Below are 22,898 nucleotides of genomic sequence, written 5' to 3'. Positions count from 1 at the left end.
GTGGGGGGACTTGTGTCACACAGCGCTCGGTGCTTACGACGCAGAGCAAACTAACCGTTTAAGCTCCTACTGTGGGGAGCGGGGTTCATCCTTCGGCGATAGTATTATAACAAGAATCCGCCTACGGCGATACTCTCCACTGGAGACTATCGTGCCAAAAGCGCCGTCCTTGGCGCATTGGCGGCAGTGCACATCCCTGTGCACTGCCCCGTGTTCGGGGTCAGTCGCTTAAACGGAAGTTTGCTATTCTGCTTACGTAAAGACGTCGCGCTCGTGTGACACTGCGTCCCGGGCTTGGGGTCGGGGGACGGAAGAACTAGGAACTAAGAACTAGGATCGAAGAGTCGAAAGTTTGAGGAGACGGCACATTTCATGTGCACCGTCTATGCAGGTCGTGCAAGTCGGTGCAAGTCAGTGCAAGTCAGGGACGGTTCGTGACTTGCATTTGGGGTCGGTCACTTAAACGGAAGTTTCTATTCTGCTTACGTAAAGACGTCGCGCTTGTGTGACACTGCGTCCTGGGGTTTAGGACATAGAATGAAGAAAGAAACGAGGAAAGTTAACATTGCTGGGGAGAAGGCACATTCCATGTGCACCTTCAGGCTTAGTGGAAGCATAGGGGTGGTTATGGTGTTTCCGATTTGTCGATTTGTTGGGAGTTGTGTTTAGGGTGACAAGGGAGGAAGGACGGCACTGTGTGCACCGTCCTATGGTTGTGGTCGCATACTGGGGGAAAGAACCAGGATAGCTCTTGAGTTATTTGCTCACGCAGAGAGACGCGTCTGTCCCCTTTCGCACTGAGGCTGAAAATCCTTGTTGTATAGACCCCATAACTTAAGGTTATGGTAATGAAGATTGGAAAATAAATAAAGAATTAAGATAGGGAAGTGACTTCACCGTTGGTTTCATCAATATCAAAAAAAGAAGAATTCCGTTCTGGTTTTGTATCCGTAATTGGAAGGCCTAATGCAGGGAAATCGACCTTGCTTAATCATTTGTTGGGGCAGAAAGTGCTGATTATGTCGGATAAGCCTCAAACCACCCGAAACCGTATTCAGTGTATTTTGACGGAAGAACGGGGACAAATTGTCTTTTTGGATACTCCAGGAATTCATAAACCCAAACATAAGTTAGGGGAATATATGGTCGGAAAGGCTAAAGAATCCATGCGCGAAGTGGATGTTATCGTTTATATGGTGGATCTTACTGCCGAATATGGCCCAGGCGAAGAGTATATTATCGAGATGCTTAAGCAAACGAAGATCCCCTGTGTACTTGTCTTAAATAAAGTTGATTTACTGGCGAAGAAAGAAATCTTAATGCAAAAAATCCAGCATTTTTCTACTCTTGTCGATTTTAAAGCGATTGTGCCTATTTCGGCAAAAACAGGGGAAAACTCGGATGAACTGTTAAATGTGATTTTTGCCCAACTTTCTCTAGGTCCTATGTATTACCCAGAAGATGAAGTTACTGATCAGCCGGAACGGTTTATCATGGCGGAACTGGTGCGCGAAAAAGTGCTGCAGCTGACTCGAGATGAAATTCCTCATTCGATTGCTGTTGTGATTGAAGAGGTAGAAGAAAAGAAGACCCTTGTTAAAGTGAGAGCTTTGATTGTGGTTGAGCGTGAATCTCAAAAGGGGATCGTTATTGGGGCCGGAGGTAAACAGCTCAAAGAGATCAGCAGCTTGGCCCGTCTAGATATTGAGGCGTTGTTAGGTAGCAAGGTGTTTTTGGAAGTATGGGTTAAAGTTAAAAAGGATTGGCGTAATCGTATGGATAGCTTACGTAATTATGGGTATGGAAAGGAACGGGAGTAAGATGAATCTTGCAGGTATGACGGATCATACATTGTTAAAGCCTCAAGCCACGGAAAAGGATATTGTGGCGCTTTGTCATGAGGCTCAATTACATAAGTTTGCGACGGTTTGTGTCAACCCGATTTATGTTCAAACGGCGGCTAAGCTTTTACACGGCACTGGGATAGGTGTTGTTGCAGTTGTGGGCTTTCCGCTGGGGGCAACGTTCACAGAAGTGAAAATCCAAGAAGTTTTTATGGTCAAAGCACATGGTGGTAAAGAAGTGGATATGGTGATAAATATTGGTTGGGCCAAATCCGGAAATTGGGACGCGGTAGAGCAAGATGTTGCTCGTGTGGTTGAAGCGGCACATGGGTGCGGCTTGGTTATCAAAGTTATTATTGAAACTTGTTTGCTTTCGGAAGATGAGAAAAAAATGGTGTCGAAGATTGTTAAACGTGCGGGGGCAGATTATATTAAGACCTCGACTGGCTTTGCCGGGGGTGGAGCTACCGTAGAGGATGTGTGTAATCTGAAAGCCTGGGTGGGAGAAAATGTTAAGGTTAAGGCGTCGGGCGGAATCAGGACTCGGGAGTTTGCGCTTGAGCTTATCCAAGCAGGAGCGGAACGGTTAGGTACCAGCGCAGTCCTAGCGTGACTTGTGGGGGACTTGTGTGTACATCGCTCGGTCATACGACGCAGAGCAAACTAACCGTGTAAGCTCTTAAATGGGGAGCGGGGGGTTCATCCTTCGGCGATAGTATTATATAAAAGAACCCGCCTACGGCGATAATCTATCCTACGCCGGAAAGTATTTCTCTTCGGATCGCGGCTTCGGCGATACTCTCCACTGGAGACTATCGTGCCAAATTCGCCATCCTTGGCTCAGTTGGCGGCTTCGCACGTCCTGTGCTCAGCCCCGTGTATGGGGTCGCTTACACGGAAGTTTGCTATTCTGCTTACGTAAAGACGTCGCTGATGTATCACACTGCGTCCCGGAGCTTGGAACATGGATTATGGAACGGGGAACGTAGAACGGAGAAGGTTACTTTGCAGGGAAAAGGCACATTTCATGTGCGCCTTTATGCTTCTAGAACCTAGGACCCGTGAAGTTATTGCTTGAAGAACCGTCCTGAGTAAGGTCTAAAACAAGTAAAATGTATAGTGATGTCATATTTACATAAAATAGAAAGGGTGAGTGGGCGTGGCCGTTTATCATGCGGACGCGTTAGTGATCCGTAGTAAACAATTTGGTGAGTCGGATCGAGTGCTCACTCTTTTTTCACGTGAATTGGGCAAGCTTCAAGCTGTAGCAAAAGGGGTGCGTAAACCTAAAAGCCGTCAAAGGGCCGGGGCGCAGTTGTTTACGTATGGGGATTATCTGATTCATCGTGGGAAAACGTTGGACACGATAAGTCAGTGCAGTCCGAGGGAAAGCTTTCCGCATCTCTGGAATGACCTTGATCGGTCGTTTGCGGCTTCAGGAATTGTTGAACTTTTAGATATCTCGACGATTCCGGCACAGGCAAATTCAGAACTTTTTACGCTTGCGTTGACTTGCCTGTTTTTACTGGAACATTATGATCCTACTCTTGTGCTTAGTGCTTATGCTTTAAGGTCAATGACGTTGCTAGGATATCATCCGCGTTTAGGAGAATGTGCAGAGTGTGGCGCATCTGTGAAGGGCGAGCGTTTATTATTTAGTTCAATAGCTGGTGGCACGCTTTGTGGTAACTGTTTAGAGAACAATTCCGGACGTTGGATTCGGGCGGGTAGTATCGCGTTTATGCGTCAATTGATTCGGGCTGAAATCACTAAGTTGGATCGTTTGCGTTGGAATGATTGGATGAGGCAGGAAATTGTCGAGATTTTGCGGATTTACCTGGAGCATAGTTTTGAGCGACCCCTCAAATCGTGGAGGATGGGAAGTCTGACACGAGATGAAGTGGGAAAACAATTTGAAGGATTTAACGGGAAGGAAGGTAAAAATAATGAGTGAGCCGCTATGGACGGAACTTGAAAAAATGGATGTCTTACGTGAACGGATGGGGATAGGGTATGAAGAAGCTCGTACGGCTCTTAATTTGGCTCAAGGAGACGTCGTAAAGGCTTTAGACGATCTTGAAAAGGCTCAAAAGGGAAAAGCGCGGGAATGGGAATTTGAAGGTCAAGGGCGTGGAATGTGGGATGGTCTAAAATCTACGATGACAACGATTAGTCACTCCACAATTAGTCTTAAAAGGCATGAGAATACGATTGTAAGCCTTTCAGCACCTTTGGGTTTAGCCCTGGCGTATACAGTATGGAGGAAGCCCAGCTTAAGATTGCTTGCGCTTGTAGGGGCTGTAGGGGCGGCGATCAACCATTTTGAATTAGAGGTTGCTTCTGAACAGAAGTATCCTTATGACAAAGAAACGGAAGAATTTTGAATATGGATTAATGCACTTAATATTGAGTCATCGTAGTTTGAGAAACCATTTATAGCAGATAAAGTGCATGATGAATGAAAGAGAAGAGAAAATGCATTTCATCGAGTTAATAAAGGCATACACCCCTTATAATGAACAAGAGGAAAAGGATAAAGCAGTCATATTGTATTGTATTGAGCGCTTTGAGGATGTTTTAACTAGGAAAAATGAGATTGCCCATATTACAAGTTCTGCTTTTGTCGTCAATAGAACAAAGGATAAGGTACTTGTGGTTCATCATAATATCTATAATTCTTGGTCTTGGACAGGTGGCCATGCAGATGGGGAAGAAGATTTATTAGCAGTCGCCATGAAAGAATTGAACGAGGAGACCGGGGTTAAAAATAGTCACCCGGTTACTTTGGATATTTTCTCCTTAGACATACTTCCTGTGTTAGGACATACGAGAAGAGGAAACTATGTCTCCCCTCATATCCATTTATCAATCGCCTTTTTGATCGAGGCTGATGAAACGGACGTATTGATTGTTAAAGAAGACGAGAATAGTGGGGTAAAATGGATTCCGTTAGACGAATTAAATGATTATAGTAATGAGCCTCATATGCATAAGTTGTATGACAAGCTTATTTTTAAAATCAAAGAGTTGAATATATAAATAAGCTTAACTCAAGATTTAAGATTTCAGAATTACAAGATCTCAAGGCCTGATTAAGATTTGACACAATTCCTTCCTCAGCATATAATAATTGAAATTAATGCCTTTAATATGCGATGATGGGCAAGAAGTTCACGAATCCTCTCTATTAGCGAGTTCGGGTGGGTGGAAGCCGAATGAGAGAAGTGGATGGGGCAGCTCTGAGCACATAGAACGAAGGGGACCCTGAGGGGTCAAACAGGGTGGAACCGCGGGAACAAGCTCTCGTCCCTGTAGCTTAAAAATGCTACGGGGGTGAGGGCTTTTTTATACGTTTCTGGCCAATGGCCAGCTAGGTTGATATGCAAGTTAAGAACCATCCCGACTTGCACGATTTGCAAAAGAATAATTCTTAAGGAGGCTGACAATGAAGTTTCAAGACATTATCCTTACTCTCAACCAGTTTTGGGGAGAACAGGGCTGTATTATTGCCCAACCCTATGATGTGGAAAAAGGGGCCGGTACTATGAACCCCGCGACGTTTTTGCGTGCGCTTGGACCAGAGCCCTGGAATGTCGCTTATGTTGAACCGTCACGTAGACCGACGGATGGACGATATGGGGAAAATCCTAATCGCTTACAACATTATTTCCAATACCAAGTCATCCTTAAACCTTCGCCTGATAATGTTCAGGAACTATATTTGCAGAGTTTAGAGCGCTTGGGGATTAATCCTAAAGAGCATGATATCCGCTTTGTTGAAGACAACTGGGAATCTCCAACCTTGGGTGCCTGGGGGTTAGGCTGGGAGGTCTGGTTAGATGGCATGGAAGTGACCCAGTTTACCTATTTTCAACAGTGTGGGGGTATTGACTGCAAACCGGTTTGTGCTGAAATTACCTATGGGTTGGAACGTCTGACTACCTATATTCAAAACAAAGATAGTGTCTATGATATCGAGTGGGTCGGAGATGTCACCTATGGGGATATCTATCTGCAAAATGAAATCGATTACTCGCAATACAACTTTGAAGTGGCGGATATTGAAGCTTTGCAGATTTGGTTTGAGATGTATGAACGTGAGGCGAAACGGGTCGTAGAAAAAGGACTGGTACTGCCTGCTTACGACTATGTGTTGAAGTGCTCGCATACCTTCAACCTGCTTGATGCCCGGGGGGCGATCAGTGTCACGGAACGAACAGGTTATATTGCTCGGGTTCGGGCCCTCGCTCGTCTCTGCGCTCAGGCTTATGTGGAACAACGGGAGAGACTGGGCTTCCCCTTATTAAAGAACGCTGTAGAGAAAGAGGTGGAGTAAGATGGTGAACGATTTTTTACTGGAGCTTGGAATGGAAGAAATCCCAGCTAAATTCTCCCCGGGGGCAATGACCCAGTTAGAAGAACAAGCACGTAAACGCTTGGCCGAGCTTCGTTTAACGTATCAAGAAATAAACATCTTGGCGACTCCACGCCGTCTCGCGCTTTTAGTGACGGGTCTTGAGGAAAAACAAAAGGATTTAGCCATGGAGGTTAAGGGACCGGCTTTGAAAGCGGCTTATGATGCGAGTGGTGGTCCAACGAAAGCAGCCCAAGGGTTTGCCAGAGGACAGGGAGTTTTGGTGGAAGATCTCTTTGTACAAGAGGTCAATGGGGTGCCGTATGTCTTTGCCCGTAAATCGGAAATTGGCCTGGAGACCAGGTCACTCCTCTCTCAGTTTGCTATTGACATGATTAACTCCCTTCATTTTCCGAAACCGATGCGCTGGGGAACGCTTGATTTCCGTTTTGCTCGGCCTATTCGCTGGATTGTGGCGCTATACGGTACAGAGGTTGTTTCGTTTGAGTTCGTCGGGCTTGTGTCTGGACGTACCTCGCGGGGGCATCGTACTTTGGCTACGGGTGATGTTTTGATCGACCAACCCTCAGGCTATCGTGAAGCCTTACGTCAAGCCTATGTTATTGCAGATCCTAAAGAACGAAAAGCAGATATCTTAGCCCAAATCAAAGCCCTTGCCGAGAAGGTCGGCGGCGAGGTGCCTGAAGATGAAGAACTTTTAGGTGAAGTCATCCACCTGGTGGAGTATCCGACTGCTTTATTAGGTGAGGTGGCCGCTCAATATATGCATTTACCTGAGGCTGTGATCACCACTCCTATGCGAGAGCATCAACGCTATTTCCCAGTTCGGGCTAAAGATGGCGACCTTTTACCCTATTTTATTACGGTGCGTAATGGGAATGATTTTGCTTTAGATACAGTTAAAGCGGGAAATGAAAAGGTGCTAAAAGCTCGTCTCGAAGATGCAGCCTTCTATTATCGGGAAGATCAAAAAGTTCCTTTGTCAGAACTAGTTTCTAAGTTAGGAAAAATCGTCTATCATGAAAAATTGGGTACGGTCGAGCAAAGGGTTGCTCGTTTACGCGGCCTGTCTCGGTTCATGGCAGAGAAGCTGGAGCTTGGCGTTGGCAAGCAAGAAGAAATAGACCGCACTGCTCTATTGGCTAAAGCGGATCTGGTGACTTTAATGGTCAGCGATTTTCCGGAATTGCAGGGAGTCATGGGGGCGGATTATGCCAGTGCCAGCGGAGAAAAAGCTGAAGTCTGTCAAGGGATACTTGAGCATTATCAGCCCCGTTTTGCAGGAGATGTGCTGCCTAAATCCGATTCAGGTCGCGTGGTCAGTGTTGCCGACAAACTAGATGCGATCGTCGGAGCGTTTAGTATTGGCATTCAACCTACCGGGTCTCAAGACCCTTATGCGCTAAGACGGCAGGCGCAGGGGATTATAGCCATTCTTTTAGATTCAGGGTGGGATCTCTCTCTTAGCTCACTTTTGAAGAAGCCCTATAGCCTTCTTGCTGAGCAAGGGGCAGATTTATTGCCAGTTGAGGATATCATGTCACTCTTGCAGGAGTTCTTCCAACAAAGGGTGCGTTTTGTGCTTCAGGAACAAGGGCTCCGTTATGATACGGTGGATGCGGCGTTGGCGTCAGGTTATGATGATGTGAATCGCGCTGTAAAAAGAGCCCGGCTACTTTCCGTCAAACGGGAGGAAGAAGCCTTTGTTCTCTATGCCCAGACCTATACTCGCTGCTTTAACCTGACTAAAAAAGAAGTAATACAGGCGTTAGATTCATCAATCTTGGTGGATGAGACTGAACTTGCCCTTGCTAAAGGGATATCTGAGCGCAGGGAACGGTTTGATCAGGCCATTGCGTTGGGGGATTATGAGGAGGCTTATGACCTTGCTTGGGAACTTGTCCCGCAAATCGAAGCCCTCTTCCAAGCGGTGATGATTATGGTGGAAGATCAGGCTTTAAAAACAGCTCGCTTGGCTTTGCTTAGTCAGTGTGTGGTGATCTTAGGTTGTCTTGGAGAATTAAGCGTCTTAGCTTAAGCGAAATTTATTTGAAAGTAAGTCAGTAAGTAAGTCAGTCAGTAAGTAAGTCAGTCAGTCTTAGGGCGCTTGATTATTAGATAATATTCATACTTTATTAAAAATTGGCTGTTAATTCAGATGGACTTTAAACTCCATCTGAGTTTTTTTATAATGCCCCAGGTCGCTAAGCATATCCTTTAAATAAATAGATATTTTTATGGCAGACCCCCATGCCGCATTGCACCTCTAGCTGATAATGAAAATGTATTTTACAGTAGAAATATGGGGTAAGCATAAGTGTATTAGAGTTAATAACTGACAATCTTTAAGTCCACAGTAAAATTTCGATTGAAAAGTGGCATGTCGAGCCAGGCAGAATTTGAGTAAGTTAGTGTTAGTGAACGGTCGTAATCATTCATAAAAAATATATGATTTATATGCTCACTATCTAGGCAAAAAATAATATAATATGATATAATCAAGCGCGTAAAACTTTATTAGTATGTCACATTGCGGTTTGATAGAAACATTAAGGGGTGAAATGGGTTGGAATGGACGGAACGTCAACAGCGAATTGTGGAGATCGTGAAAGCCTCAGGTTCCATCACCGGTGAAAAGATTGCGGCAATGCTGGATTTGACGCGAGCCACTCTCCGCCCGGATTTAACCATTTTGACGATGTCCGGTGTCTTAGTGGCCAGGCCGCGCGTTGGGTATTCTTATCGTGAGGATAATGGGCCCTCCCCAATCATGGAACGCATGCTACAGCTACGGGTCTGCTCGTTTAAATCTATGCCAGTCACGGTTCTAGAAGATGCCAGTATCTATGAAGCGACGGTTGCGATGTTCACGCAAAACGTAGGAAGTTTAACGGTTGTCGGGCCGGATAGAGTCCTTTTAGGAATGATTTCAAGGAAAGATATTATGAAAGCCTCTTTAGGAAAAATTGACTTGCAACAAGTGCCTGTTGGTGTCATCATGACCCGCATGCCGAACATTTACATGACGACGTCTGATGAGCCAGTCTTAAGTGCTGCCAAAAAATTGGTCCAACATCAAGTGGACAGTTTACCTGTGGTGGAAGGGTATGTTGACGAGAACGGTAATGAGTGTTATGAAGTCGTGGGCCGATTTACCAAGACAAATGTCACAAAGCTCTTTGTTGAGATTGCGGAAAGGTAATAGTCCGGAGGTCAGAGATCAGAAGTCAGAGGTCAGAGGCCTGTACAGAGGGCAGAAGCCAGAGGTCGGAATAGGGAGCCTATTACATAAAGGACTTGGACTAAGGACGAGTGCTGAGGTCATAGACTGGAAGTCAGATGCAGAGGCTGAAGGCAATCCAGAGGTTAGAGGTAGAAGCCAAAGGTAGAGGTCGGAAATCAGAGGCTGGAGGGCACGAGGTCAGTAAACAGAAGTCAGAGTAGACTTCGAATGAATTCGGAGGTGTGAATGTGACGGCTCAAATGTCGGTGATTTATGTCATTTCAGATGCACTTGGAGAGACGGCTGAGTTTGTAAGTCGGGCGGCGGCAGCACAATTCATTGGCGTAAAGACTCGGATCCGTCGGGTTCCCTATGTACGGGATCAAGCTCATTTGGAAGATATTATGGAAGAGGCCATTGCCGAGCAAGCAATCTTAGTTTATACCCTGGTACTTAAAGATCTTCGAGATTATATAGAGAGAAAGGCCTTTGAAAAGGGACTTAAAACTGTTGATATATTGGGTCCTCTAATTGGTGCTCTTAGCAGCCAAACGGGTATGGACCCCACCCATACACCAAACATTATCCATCGCTTAGATGAACAATATTTTCGTAAGGTGGAAGCGATCGAATTTGCTGTCAAATATGATGACGGTAAAGATTCTCGAGGGGTACTTTATGCTGATGTTGTTCTGATTGGCGTCTCTCGAACGTCGAAAACTCCACTCAGCATGTACTTAGCTCACAAAGGGCTTAAAGCTGCTAATATTCCCTTAGTTCCAGAAGTCGATCCTCCTGAGGAACTTTTTCGTATTTCTTCACGGAAAGTGGTTGGCTTAACCCTACGGCCCGAATTGCTCAACCAGATTAGAACGGAACGTTTAAAAACTCTGGGGCTGGGAGCGACTGCAGATTATGCTAACCTGGATCGGATCATGAGAGAGCTGGAATATGCCCGTGGTATCATGAGGCGGCTAGGCTGTCCAATTATCGATGCAACTGGTAAAGCAGTTGAAGAAACTGCGAGTATCGTTCTAGAAATGTTATTTAAGGGGGATAGAAATGAGTAAGAAATATGTTTACTTATTCCAAGAAGGTAAAGCCTCAATGCGTGATTTATTGGGTGGAAAAGGGGCCAATTTGGCTGAGATGACCCAAATCGGTTTGCCGGTTCCTCCAGGATTTACAATTACCACGGAAGCCTGTAACGAGTATTACAGCAATGGTGAAAAGTTGCCAGATGGTGTTTGGGAAGGGGTCTGGCCTGCTTTGGCAGAGGTTGAAGCGGCCACTGGTAAACTCTTTGGAGATCCGAAAAACCCACTCCTCGTCTCGGTAAGGTCTGGGGCGAAGTTCTCAATGCCGGGTATGATGGACACGGTTCTCAATTTGGGCCTTAATGATGAGACTGTGGTAGCTTTGGCCGAGAACACTCAAAATGAACGCTTTGCATGGGACTGTTATCGGCGCTTTATTCAAATGTTTGGGGATGTTGTCTTAGAAGTAGAGCATTATATTTTTGAACAGATACTGGAGACTGCCAAAGAAAAACAGGGAGTTCACTATGATTCCGAGCTTTCTGCGGAGAGCCTCAAATGGATGGTCAGTGAGTATAAGAAGAAGATTCAACGTAATACTGGCAACCCATTTCCCATGGACCCTAGGACTCAGTTAGAGCAAGCAGTCTTGGCAGTTTTCCGTTCGTGGAATAATGACCGTGCTAATGTTTATCGTAGAATTAATAATATTCCAAATGACATTGGAACAGCTGTTAATGTTCAGTCCATGGTCTTTGGAAATATGGGCTCGGATTCAGGAACGGGCGTGGCCTTTACCCGTAATCCTTCCACAGGGGAAAGAGCACTTTATGGTGAATACCTAATGAATGCTCAAGGGGAAGACGTGGTTGCAGGCATTAGAACACCGAACCCGATCACTACCTTGGCGCAGGAAAATTTAGAGATCTATAATCAATTTGTGGAGGCTTCCCAACGACTAGAATCTCATTATCGAGACATGCAGGATATTGAATTTACGATCGAGCGCGGAAAACTATACATGCTCCAAACTCGAAATGGCAAACGTACTGCCTCGGCAGCAATCCGAGTGGCTGTGGAACTTTTCCACGAAGGTGTGATTACAAAAGAAGAAGCAGTGATGCGGATCGAACCGGATCAATTGGAACATTTATTACATCGCCGTATGGACACGGATTTAAAACTCCAAGTTCTGGCCAAAGGGTTGCCTGCTTCACCAGGGGCTGCATCCGGTAGAATTGTCTTAAGTGCTGAGGAAGCGGAACGGTTAGGAAATCTCGGTGAGAAAGTAATTCTGGTGCGCACAGAAACAACACCGGATGATATCCGGGGTATTTTGGCAGCTCAGGGGATTTTAACGAGTCGTGGCGGCATGACAAGCCATGCGGCCGTTGTCTCCCGTCATATGGGCAAACCGGCTGTCTGTGGGTGCGATGCTTTAAAGATTGACTATACCCAAGGTTTATTCGTCATTAATGGGGTGGAATATCCCCAAGGAACGATCATCTCTATCGATGGATCAACTGGTCGAGTGATTAAAGGGGAAGTATCCATGGTCGATCCAGAACTAAGCGAAGGATTTAAGGAGTTCTTGGGTTGGGCGGATGATATTGCTAGACTTCGGGTTATGGCCAATGCTGATAGTCCAACAGAAGCGACCAATGCTCGTGATTACGGAGCGGTTGGGATCGGGTTGACTAGGACGGAACATATGTTTATGGACCCTGAGCGGATACCCATTGTTCAAGAGATGATCTTGGCTCAATCCCTTGAAGATCGCGAAGCTGCTTTAGCTAAGCTCTTACCCATGCAGGAAGAGGACTTCTACGGCATTTTGAAGGCTATGCAGGGGTTCCCTGTGACTATTCGGCTGCTCGACCCTCCACTTCACGAATTTCTTCCCCATTCTGAGGAGTTGGTGGTGGAGATCACAAAACTTAGGATTAGTAAAACGGATCTAACGTCCTTACATGAAAAAGAATCTTTGCTACGTAATGTTCGGGCCTTATCTGAATTGAATCCTATGCTTGGCCATCGTGGATGCCGTCTGGGCGTGTCCTTCCCTGAAATCACGGTTATGCAAGCACGAGCGATTTTCCAAGCTAGTGCGCGTTTGATCAAAGAAGGATACGATATTCATCCAGAGGTCATGATTCCACTAATCATGGGAAAAGAAGAATTCTTGATGATGCGCAAGTTGGTTGACGACACAGCGGCAGAGGTTATGCAAGAACAAAACGTTCAGCTTCACTATAAAGTCGGAACCATGATTGAGGTGCCGCGCGCGGCACTCTTAGCTGATGAGATTGGAAAAGTAGCAGATTTCTTCTCCTTCGGGACCAATGATCTCACCCAGATGACCATGGGTTTATCTCGTGATGATGCCCAAGGAAAGTTCCTCCCGGTCTATCTCGATAAGAAAATCATGAAGACAGATCCCTTTGTCGTATTGGATCGCGAAGGGGTTGGCAAGCTCATCGGCATCGGCGTAAATCTTGGTCGGAGTACAAATCCAGATCTGGGCTTAGGGATCTGTGGCGAGCACGGTGGGGAACCGAACTCTGTGGAATTCTGCCATATGGTCGGTTTGGACTATGTCTCTTGCTCTCCATTCCGCGTACCCATCGCCCGTCTGGCAGCCGCCCAGGCGGCGGTTAACAACAAGGTACAAACAAAATAAGGATTAAAAGCTGTTGGTTGAAGATCAAAAATCCTTGTGTACCAAGGGTTTGAGGGATTTAGTATAAAATAAAGCAAGGGTATTATTTCTTAGTGATTTAAGAGATAATACCCTGTTTTTATTGATTTTTTGTATTTCGGAACATAAAGTTGGTCAAAAAATAGCTATTATGGAACACATTTTTAATTTAATTATGGAACACCTTGTGATAGGATAGTAGTGTATAATTAGGGCTGGTTTGGAGGGATTTACATTAGAATCGGATATATACGAGGGGTAGAAAATAGTCGTTCATACAAGGCTCAAATGGACTTTCTGAATAGTTCAAATGTTGAGAGGGTATTTCAAGAGAAAAGTGCCGGAAACATGGCATTAAATGAGATGATTGATTATGCAAGGTCAGGCGACATTATTTTTGTTTACAGCATTGAATCGTTAGGAAAAAGCGTTAAATCCATTATTAGGTTTATCATGCATTCCCAAGAGAATAATATTGCCTTGTACATAAAGAAAGAAAAATTCGATTCAGCAAGTCAACTTGGTAGATATGCATTAAGCATTATAGCAGCACTTGATGAGATAAATGGTAAAACTGGTTTAATGGAGCGTACTGAAGCTCCGAATGAAAAAGGTAGGATTCCAAGAGAATTGGCAGACTTAAAGGCGTATATGAAGCTAGTTGAGAAGAATGAGATGACAGTCAAAGAAGTTTGTAAGAAGCTCAATATAGCTAGGACAACCTATTATAGACGTTGCAAGCAGTTAGAAGAAAGTATATCTGAAGGATTAGAGGACGTTGAAAATGAGAGTGAGGAGTTAAAGTGATGGAATCAATTCGTATAATACCTCAAAAAATAGAAGAAAGAATAGATGAAATGATCGAATTATCATGGACAATATTTGTTAATCAGTTCCTTAGTAATAAATATGCCATAAATTTAGAAGCACCATTTCAACTACATTTTTCGACAATATTGAAGAGTGTCGGTGAAATGTACTGTTTAAATAAAGATGAGAGCTTTCATATAAATCTTGAAGTTAACATGGGCGAACAGAAGAAAAATTATGTAGATATCGTTGTTGAGTATTGCATAGGGAGTTCGAATGAGACATATAAAATACCTATTGAGTTGAAATATAGAACGATTTCTCAAAGTGCTGAAGATATTGGGGTAATGGAGATATATAAGGATATTTACTCTCTCGATAAAATTACAAGCAGAGATAGCGAAGAAGACTGTATCATTCCATTTTCATACTTCTTTTGTATCACTAACAATTCAAGATATATTAAGGCTCCTGGTTATGGTTTAAAGACAGTATTTAAAACATACAATGAAGCAGAAATTGAAGCTTCCAAAGAATATAAATACCAAGAGACAAAGGAAGGTAAAAAATTCTTTGATAAGTATGGTGCATTGACATTCAATAAGCCATATAAATTCTTGTGGCATGAAGGTGATAAACTAAAAGACGGAGAAAAGTATTGGTTTTTAAAAATGAGGATAAACAGATAGTTAGGTATTTGACATACAGTAATTTCAACTAAAAGATTCATAATAAAAATAGATTTGAACATATTTTGTAATTTGGTTACTTGTTACTTGTTACCTGTAATGTCTGTTTTTTCATGCTGATTTATAATTGAAAATTACCTTGACTTCAAATAATATCACTGGTACACTCCTTTCCATTTCAGGAAGGGAGTTTTAATTATGTTAAATGAGCAGGAAGTTAAAAGGCTTATAGAGAATCCAATGAAGCCAACAGATACCTTTAAATTTTCATGTAAGGCTTGTGGTAATTGCTGTAGAAATAGGCAAGAGCCTATCTTGCTGACCGGGTATGACGTATTTAGGATAGCAAAGGGATTAAGAATTGAAATGCAGGAAGTTGTAACCAAGTATACGATTGGATATGTAGGTGGTACATCAAATTTACCAGTATTGACACTGAAAGAAAGACAGGATGGTAGTTGTAGTTTATTAAGAAAAGGAAAATGCATGGTTCATGACAATAAGCCTCTGGTATGTGCAATATACCCGCTAGGAAGATACTACCTGCCAGCTGAGAAAAGGTTTGGGTACTTTCAACAGGAGATATGTTGTGGAACAGCTAAGGAACAAACTCTTGAAGAATGGCTTAACATATTTAATGTGCATGAGTGGGATGAGGCAGCAAGTTTATGGGCAACAGTAATAACTAAACTTGCCGAACAGACCATGAAAATCAAAGAACATGAAGATATAGAGCGAATGGCGAATTTACTGGCAGTTGAGTTGTATTTTGATTATGATACAAATAAATCATACACTGACCAGCTTGCTCATAACATTAGTCAGGTTACTAGATAAAAAACATTTAAATAAATTTAATAGATATTTTCCAAGCTGATACGCAAAGACGTGTCAGCTTTTTTATATGCATCGGGAAAGTAGAGGATACATTTTAGAAACTAAATCAAAAAGTCTCTATTTAAGTAGGTTTATGCTAAGCGTACAGGAAAGGCCAATCCTGAATTTGAAGACAGGATACTACTAGCGCTAGTAGACCTCAAGAAAGAGGCTACTATAATGAAAAGAATTAAGAAATCTAATGTAAAGACTAACGCAATAAGAATACCATCCCAAGCAGCAGATAAATTAAACATTGATATGTATGCATTCATTAGAAAGGACATTAACACCTTAAAAGAAACAGTTGTATGTGCGGTTCAATTTAAAGATAAAAAAGGTGAAATAACACAAACGGAAGATATCATCATTAGAGGTACAGACATTGGAGCGTTTGAGACATATGATACTAGGTTAAAACAAGAAGTACCGATTGATGTAAAGATAGTAAAAGGTAAGGAAGAAATAGTAACTACTAACTGCATTAAAAATTTAAAGAAGTTTTTAAGAAATGAGCTCAATAAGCTTCCAATCAGAATGTATTATGAGAAAGGCTATGGATGGACTAAGGACGATGTAACGGGTAAGGTCAGATTTGACGGGGCTTCTATCGTAGGGATGAATGAAATATTACTTGATGACCATGAACATCATTTGTTGGGAGAAGGAGAACAGTTTAAGACAATAGAAATTTGTAATGAAGTTATGCGTGGCAGGGTCAGCACTCAATTTCTTTTAGCTACATCATTGGCAGCACCTATATTCGGTGCATTAGACCTTAAGAGTTTAATAGTCAATGTATGTGGCCCGAGTTCACAAGGAAAATCCACCATATTAAAGCTGTGCATTAGTTTATGGAGTAGACCGGATGATGAGCACCTTTCAACCACTTGGTATAACACTGAAAATGCAATCTGTGCAAGGTTAAATAATTTAGAAGGTGTACCCTTCCTACTTGATGACACCTCACAAGGCAATACAAAAAACTTTACTAACGTGGTTTATAACATAGAAGATTGTAAAAGCAAAGGTCGCTTGAACAAATTGTTTGAGGTTGATAACGTTGCTAATTGGCACACCTGCATTTTGAGTGGTTCAGAAAACTCTATGTATGAGAAAACTGATAAAAATAAAAAAGGATTACTCAGAAGGCTGGTTGAAATTGACGTTGAACAAGGTGGCCTACTTAAAGATGAGATACAAGCACGGAAAGTTGCTAAGGTAAGCAAAGAGAATTTCGGTCATGTAGGCATAGAGTTTGTCAATAAATTTTATGAAAACAGTTTAACTGATAACAATTTTAAAAAGCTCATTACCTACATAGAAGAGGAACAAAGCAGACTTCAAAATAATGTAGACTCAAATGGGGTGTCCAGAGGACTTGCAGAAAAATTAGCGGTTGTGTTGCTGGCAGCTAGGTTAGGTAATGAGTACCTATGTTTAGAATTTGATATTGATGGACTAATCGAGTATGTGCAGACGTTGATAGCAGAGTCAGAAGACAAAGTGAAAAATGTAATTATTATAAAACATGATAAGGATACATGTCATAAAAAAATATGCGAATTTGCAGAAGAAAAGCTGGATGACAGGTTTAAAACGGAGACTCAATACCATATACCTGTTGAGTACTTCAATATAATTGAGAGACAGCTTGGATACAACTTTAAAGAGCTAAGAGCATTATTCATGGGGCATGGTATTTGTACTTTCAGTAATACAGATGGAGACAAAGGCTTGGATAATACGGTTAGAATAATGTCTTTGGAAGATGGAGTTACAAAGCCTAAGAAAGTTATAACAGTAACTAAAATGATTTAGGTAAAATTAGGGGAAGGAATACATGCTCCTTCCCCATTATTTTTTAAAGGTTTATTCAAAGGAGGAAAAATCATGGCAAAGAGAGCGTTAACTAATTTTGCATACTTCGGAAGTAAAGGTAAACTAATAACAAATTTAAAAGGGTTTATTGAGGACGGAGCCAGTAATTGCAATACATTCATAGATGGTTTTGGTGGTTCTGGAGCTGTTACACTTAACATTGATAAAGATATATTTGACCGCAGAATTATAAATGACCTTAATCCTAGACTATTTCTGATACACAAAGCATTAAGCGACCCGGCAATGGCGTATAAAGTATTGGATTTAATAGAGGACACCGAATTATCAAAGAGTTGCTTTTTAGAAGCAAAGGAAATCTGGGAACCATATGAAAAAGATATAAAAACAGAATTTGAGCCTAAAATGTTGGCTGTAACAGGGGCACCGGCATTTGAATGGCAGAAAGACAGGTGGAAAAAGTATGTTCCAGAAGAAAGGATTGTTGAACTTGCAGCAGCAGCTTTAGTACTGTTTAAACAGTCATTCAACGGGCTTGGTAAATCTCCTAAACCTGATTATCACGATAATGAGGATACACATTACTATAGATGGATGGATTATACTCTTGATAAAGTAATAGAGCAAATGGAAGGTGTTGAAGCCTATTGTGTTAATACACTTGTGTTGGTAAACAAATATAAGAATGACTCCAATGTATTCATGTATTTAGATAGTCCTTATGAGTTGAAAACTCGTAAAGATAAAAAAGCCTATGAAATAGACATGGATGATGAAGACCAAATAAAATACGTCAACACCATAATTGATTCAAAGGCTCCAATTCTTATATCTGGGTACAAATATGAAGGGAAAAGTATATATGATAGGCTAGTAGATTCCGGCAACTGGAGATGTGAAATACTTGCAGAAGACGTAGCGAAATATTCACATGGATCTTCATTAGGAGATAAAAAGCCTAGGGAGGATGAGTGGGTTTGGTTAAATTATTAGAAATGTAGTTCAATTATTTGACGGTACTTAAGAGTAGAATTATTAGGAAGTTATATAAGCGGCTCCTGGTTAAAACTGGGGGCTTTTCTTTGATTATCAATCTATTTCGGGACATTCATCATAAATTAAAGACCTTGTGTATATTAAAGATAACATTTATGTTATTTTTTAATGCCTATAATAAAGCATGTCTCAGAAAGAATAGTAAATATTTTTAAGGGAGATGTTGTATATGTCAAAGTTACTATCCATGGAGGAAATATTAAATACCGAGAAACAAGAACTAAATAAATATAACTCTAATTTCATAGTCATCATAAAAGAAGTAATAAATACAGCACTTTATTATAAAGTGCTAACAAAGATCGGAGAGAATTATCGGAGGAACGGAAACATCTATTACAGAGTAAATACATTGCAAAATGCTATTCTCATGAGAGTTAAAGAGAATTGTTACTTAGTAATTAACGAGTTTGTTGAATATAACGGTCGGATACTCGATTTAGTGCCCATTTTATCATCTTATTCGTTCTGTATAAGTAAGACAAGAGATATAGAACATAATTCAAGAGAACGTGTTAAAGGAAATATTACAAAAGATAAACTAGAATACATTGAGAGAATCATACATTCGCTGATAACTTCCGGAGAAGTAAAAAAATCAGAGTCAGATTTTCAAGTTCATCATAAATGGTTGACTTTCGACCATAGAGAGGGAACAACGGTCTTAATACATAAAAAGCTTCACAAACACAGAAAAAATCACTTAAAAGGGAGATATGTTCATAATATGAAAACATTTTATGATCTTGTAAAGGAACTGGAAGGAGCAGAGATTTATTATAGAGGTATAAATATAATTGAATAAGAAGAAACACCTGCTACCAATTTTCAGATTTGGTACCAGGTGTTTTTATGTCTCTAAATATTATTAAAATGATAATAGAGGCTCAATAATTGATTCAGAATTAAAGCTAGTTAATAAATAATTTATCAATAGGGTTGAATTTCATATTGAGATGCGTCATAATACCATCCCAAGGTAAATGGAATGGTTTTTGATGTCACTTCAGAGGCTAGTTGAAGTAAGGTTAGGGTATAGTCCATTGGAATGACTAAACGAGAAAATTCCAGGATGTTTAAAAGGAAGGATGTTTAACATGGCTAAAACTTGGGGCTATGCACGTGTATCGACTACAGACCAAAATTTGGAAAGACAAATAATGGCGATTAAAGATTACTGCAATAACGAAATTAGTGACGAGGACATATTCAAAGATAAGAAGTCTGGAAAAGACTTCGATAGGCAGGAATACATCGTGCTTAAGCGGGTACTACGATCAGGTGATACGTTAGTTATTAAGGATACTGAGAGATTAGGCCGTAATAAAGCATTAGTAAAATCAGAATTAGCATGGATGAAGGAGCATGGCATACGTGTGAAAATACTAAGCTTGCCCACTACATTAGTAGACCTTGATGAAAAAAATAGTTGGGTTATGGATATGGTATCAACAATATTATTGGAAGTATATACTAGCTTGGATGAAAATGACTTTAATACCAGAAGAAGTAAGCAAAGGGAAGGAATTGAAATAGCTAAACTAAACGGAGTATACAAAGGAAGAAAACCTATGGAAATTGACCAAAAGACGCTAGGCGATGTTTATCGTAGATGGCGTGTCGAGAAAAGTCTGACTGGTGTGGAATGTCAGAAATTGTTAGGGCTTACTAATTCGACCTTTTATAGAAAGATGACTGAATACGAAGCACAACTACAGGGTAATCAAACGGATCATTCTAAAAGTGAAGCAATATAAAAAAGTAATATTTTTGTATTGATACCCTCGACTCTTATCCGTTTGGGGGTATCATTGTGTAAAATTCATTTTTGATATTGTAATGAAACCAGCTTATTATAGGTAATTCAGTTTTAGTTGGGCAAGAATTAAGGACTAAATCAATCAAAACATGCAATAGAAAATACCAAAATATCTATGCTTGTGTTGCAAGAAAACATAAAATGGCGTTGGGGAAATTAAAAACCTAATAAAGAATGAGTCTTCTTAAAGATTTTGGAAGGCTCATTTTTTATTAAGATAATTAAGATTAAGTTTATTCAGTAAACAAAGCTTGTATATGGATATCATACTCAACTCAATTAATTCAATACTTTGAGGAATCCACCCCGCCTTATTGTTTTGAAGTTAAGCTACTGATAGCAGATAGGATCTGGGGGGTTTTAGCCAAAATTAAAGTGTTGAAATATGTTGGGCCGTAACGTACAATTATAATAATTGACAATGTATACCAATATTTCCAATATAATGTCGAAATAGACAGAAGCTTAGAAGAAGGAGTCATATTCTAGGAGATAAAAAAATTGGAGGATGAAAAATGTTCAAGAAAACAAAGGCACTAGCATTTGGGGTAGTACTTTCACTATTGGTTCCAACCTCAGTATTGGGGGCATTGTTGCCAACGGACAAGTCATTTGGAGGGGCAGAGGTAGTCCCACATCCTGACGGAAGGGTAATAGAATACTACAAGGACTCCTACGGTAAGGTGTATACCGATTTACCTAAGGTAATAAGAACAGTAATACCTGGAGAAGACGGAAATACAATCAAATACGATGCTAACCTAATAACCAACGAAGGGGCACCATGGATGGATCATACCATGGAGAGGACTGGAGCCTATCTAACAGTGAGTAATGTGCTAAGAGAGAGTGTAATGCATGATCAAAGGCTTTTGTATGCTAAAGCTCCTGTGTCGCTAACCTTCTCTGGAGACTACTTCAATTGTAGAAACATTATAGAATTCACTAGATTTGAAGTTGAGTCTGGTAGGGTTTTGTACAACATTGGTTTTGATCATAGAAAAATGTTATCCTACTCCACCGAAGTGAGCGATATTAGCGCTGAGGTCCAGACTAAAACCATCAGTAAACCTGGAATGTACATGGTAGAGTTAGATCGTTCGCTAGGTATTGGGGTACACGCGTATATTTATGTAACAGCTGGGACAGAAGACGTCTCTTATGTAGCGCCGATAGCGGAAACCGCTACAGGCACATTAACAACAATCAAAGTAGACAGCAAAGAGTTTAACAGCTCTGTTTACAACATAGCAGGAGACAACTATGTAAAAGTTAGGGACTTAGCATCTATGTTAAACGGAACAGCAAAACGGTTCGACATCGCACATGTAACTCAGACGGACTTAATTACCATCAAGACTGCAGACTATAACTCAGCATACACAGCGGTAGGTGGAGAGTTAACCACTGTTGCGTCTGGGACAAAGACAGCTAATCCAACAAAACAAACTTATGCAATTGATGGATCAGAGATTAAACCGTTAGCCTATGAAATTGATGGAAGCAACTATGTTAATCTAAGAGACCTTGCAAAAATCGTTGACTTTGACATGGTGTCATCCGGCACAACAATTACTATCAATACAACGACTGGCTATTCAGGCATCGGTGGGACTCCGGTATCTAACAGTTTAGTGGTAGGGAGTACGGAGCGATTAGCAGGGTTCGATCGGTATGCAACGGCAGTAGCAATTAGTCGCAGTGGATGGAGCCAATCCGAAAGTGTAATACTAGCAGACGGAAACACCTATCATGACGCGTTAGTTGGTTCAAGCTTTGCGTATTTAAAAAATGCACCTATGTTAATTACGCCATCCGATGTACTCAACAGTGATACAAGTGCAGAGATAACTAGACTTGGAGTAAAAACAGTATACATTCTTGGAAGTTATAAATCTGTTTCTCAAGCTGTTGAGGACAGCCTAAAACAGCAGTATACAGTCATCCGAATCGGTGGAGCAGACGTACATGAAACTGCTGTCCGAGTCGCAGAAGAAGTGGGCAAGTTAAAACAGTTCGACACCGTAGCACTGGCAACATACTTGAATTTCCCCGATGCATTAGCGTTAGCGCCATTTGCAGCAAAAAATACAATGCCAATCCTGTTCTCAGGAGTAAACGCACTGGGAGTTGATGCAAAAACTGCATTACAGGCAATGGGCGTAAAGAATGTTATCATTGCAGGTGGTACAGGAGTAATTGCAAGTGGGGTTGAGACAGAGCTAGCTAGCATGGGTATCAGTGTAACTAGACTAGCGGGATACGATCGATATGATACATGTCTAGAGATTATCAAGCACTTTGCACCACAAGGCGGATACACAACAATCGCAATCGCAACGGGCGAGAATTATCCTGATGCGCTAACGGGATCTGTATTAGCGGCAAAGAACAACACACCCCTAGTTCTTGTAGAGAGGAACAGTGTTAAAGGCACTATTGCGGACTATATAAAAGGAAGTACAGTAAATAAGGCTTACATTTTCGGAGGTACAGCGGTAGTGTCTACTAAGTTAACAGGTAACTAAAAAAAGAGACCTGTTCTTAAGGCCAGAGAAGGGATTGTGCTATGCCGTCAAAATATAGCAAATGACCGGTCTCTGGCCTTTAGTATAGGATGATAAAAACA

19 protein-coding genes are annotated in these 22,898 nt (G+C 41.5%); all 19 read left to right on the top strand.

Annotation, left to right across the window (positions count from 1 at the left end; translation table 11 throughout):
* The first annotated feature begins 899 nt into the window (after positions 1–899).
* The 19 genes from era to ACYQ3Q_RS06785 all read left to right on the top strand — a co-directional run bounded on the left by era (position 900) and on the right by ACYQ3Q_RS06785 (position 22,797).
* Positions 900–1,820 carry a GTPase Era gene (gene era / locus ACYQ3Q_RS06875; protein WP_459927861.1) on the top strand — a complete coding sequence of 307 codons (921 nt, stop codon included), beginning with the start codon at positions 900–902 and terminating at the stop codon, positions 1,818–1,820.
* Between the two features lies 1 nt (position 1,821).
* On the top strand, positions 1,822–2,457 hold the full coding sequence (gene deoC / locus ACYQ3Q_RS06870; RefSeq protein WP_459927959.1) for a deoxyribose-phosphate aldolase: 636 nt from the start codon (positions 1,822–1,824) through the stop codon (positions 2,455–2,457).
* 546 nt (positions 2,458–3,003) lie between these two features.
* On the top strand, positions 3,004–3,798 hold the full coding sequence (gene recO / locus ACYQ3Q_RS06865) for a DNA repair protein RecO (RefSeq protein WP_459927860.1): 795 nt from the start codon (positions 3,004–3,006) through the stop codon (positions 3,796–3,798).
* The gene (locus tag ACYQ3Q_RS06860) at positions 3,791–4,228 is read left to right on the top strand and encodes a DUF4342 domain-containing protein (protein WP_459927859.1); all 438 of its coding nucleotides are present in this window, start codon (positions 3,791–3,793) and stop codon (positions 4,226–4,228) included. Before recO ends, ACYQ3Q_RS06860 begins: the two co-directional genes overlap by 8 nt.
* Positions 4,229–4,319: 91 nt before the next feature.
* Complete coding sequence (locus ACYQ3Q_RS06855) at positions 4,320–4,883, top strand: NUDIX hydrolase (protein WP_459927958.1); 564 nt, start codon at positions 4,320–4,322, stop codon at positions 4,881–4,883.
* Positions 4,884–5,289: 406 nt separating this feature from the next.
* On the top strand, positions 5,290–6,180 hold the full coding sequence (gene glyQ / locus ACYQ3Q_RS06850; RefSeq protein ID WP_034142945.1) for a glycine--tRNA ligase subunit alpha: 891 nt from the start codon (positions 5,290–5,292) through the stop codon (positions 6,178–6,180).
* Between the two features lies 1 nt (position 6,181).
* The gene (glyS, locus tag ACYQ3Q_RS06845) at positions 6,182–8,257 is read left to right on the top strand and encodes a glycine--tRNA ligase subunit beta (RefSeq protein ID WP_459927858.1); all 2,076 of its coding nucleotides are present in this window, start codon (positions 6,182–6,184) and stop codon (positions 8,255–8,257) included.
* A 528-nt stretch (positions 8,258–8,785) separates the two neighbouring features.
* Positions 8,786–9,421: a transcriptional regulator CcpN gene (gene ccpN, locus ACYQ3Q_RS06840; RefSeq protein ID WP_034142943.1), complete on the top strand. Its 636-nt coding sequence runs from the start codon at positions 8,786–8,788 to the stop codon at positions 9,419–9,421.
* Entirely contained in the window at positions 9,402–9,608 is a 207-nt protein-coding gene (locus ACYQ3Q_RS06835) for a VOC family protein (RefSeq protein WP_459927857.1), read from the top strand. The genes ccpN and ACYQ3Q_RS06835 overlap by 20 nt, the downstream gene beginning before the upstream one ends.
* A gap of 82 nt (positions 9,609–9,690) precedes the next feature.
* A complete protein-coding gene (locus ACYQ3Q_RS06830) occupies positions 9,691–10,512 on the top strand; it encodes a pyruvate, water dikinase regulatory protein (RefSeq protein ID WP_459927856.1) in 822 nt (273 codons plus the stop codon).
* Positions 10,505–13,159 carry a pyruvate, phosphate dikinase gene (gene ppdK, locus ACYQ3Q_RS06825; RefSeq protein WP_459927855.1) on the top strand — a complete coding sequence of 885 codons (2,655 nt, stop codon included), beginning with the start codon at positions 10,505–10,507 and terminating at the stop codon, positions 13,157–13,159. Before ACYQ3Q_RS06830 ends, ppdK begins: the two co-directional genes overlap by 8 nt.
* Before the next feature lie 246 nt (positions 13,160–13,405).
* Positions 13,406–13,984, top strand: a complete 579-nt coding sequence (locus ACYQ3Q_RS06820; RefSeq protein WP_459927957.1) for a recombinase family protein — start codon at positions 13,406–13,408, stop codon at positions 13,982–13,984.
* Positions 13,984–14,676: a hypothetical protein gene (locus ACYQ3Q_RS06815; protein WP_459927854.1), complete on the top strand. Its 693-nt coding sequence runs from the start codon at positions 13,984–13,986 to the stop codon at positions 14,674–14,676. The genes ACYQ3Q_RS06820 and ACYQ3Q_RS06815 overlap by 1 nt, the downstream gene beginning before the upstream one ends.
* 198 nt (positions 14,677–14,874) lie before the next feature.
* Positions 14,875–15,513 (top strand): YkgJ family cysteine cluster protein, encoded by a 639-nt coding sequence (locus tag ACYQ3Q_RS06810; RefSeq protein ID WP_459927853.1) that lies wholly within the window; start codon positions 14,875–14,877, stop codon positions 15,511–15,513.
* Positions 15,514–15,732: 219 nt separating this feature from the next.
* Positions 15,733–17,373 carry a DUF927 domain-containing protein gene (locus ACYQ3Q_RS06805; RefSeq protein ID WP_459927852.1) on the top strand — a complete coding sequence of 547 codons (1,641 nt, stop codon included), beginning with the start codon at positions 15,733–15,735 and terminating at the stop codon, positions 17,371–17,373.
* 72 nt (positions 17,374–17,445) lie between these two features.
* Positions 17,446–18,387: a DNA adenine methylase gene (locus tag ACYQ3Q_RS06800; RefSeq protein ID WP_459927851.1), complete on the top strand. Its 942-nt coding sequence runs from the start codon at positions 17,446–17,448 to the stop codon at positions 18,385–18,387.
* A gap of 232 nt (positions 18,388–18,619) precedes the next feature.
* Entirely contained in the window at positions 18,620–19,255 is a 636-nt protein-coding gene (locus ACYQ3Q_RS06795; protein WP_459927850.1) for a hypothetical protein, read from the top strand.
* 292 nt (positions 19,256–19,547) lie between these two features.
* The gene (locus ACYQ3Q_RS06790) at positions 19,548–20,207 is read left to right on the top strand and encodes a recombinase family protein (RefSeq protein WP_459927849.1); all 660 of its coding nucleotides are present in this window, start codon (positions 19,548–19,550) and stop codon (positions 20,205–20,207) included.
* 577 nt (positions 20,208–20,784) lie between these two features.
* Positions 20,785–22,797, top strand: a complete 2,013-nt coding sequence (locus ACYQ3Q_RS06785) for a cell wall-binding repeat-containing protein (protein WP_459927848.1) — start codon at positions 20,785–20,787, stop codon at positions 22,795–22,797.
* Positions 22,798–22,898: the final 101 nt, after the last annotated feature.

Source organism: Desulfosporosinus burensis (assembly GCF_054657535.1).
Note: the sequence above shows the minus strand (reverse complement) of the source record. Positions and strands in the feature narration are given on the sequence as shown.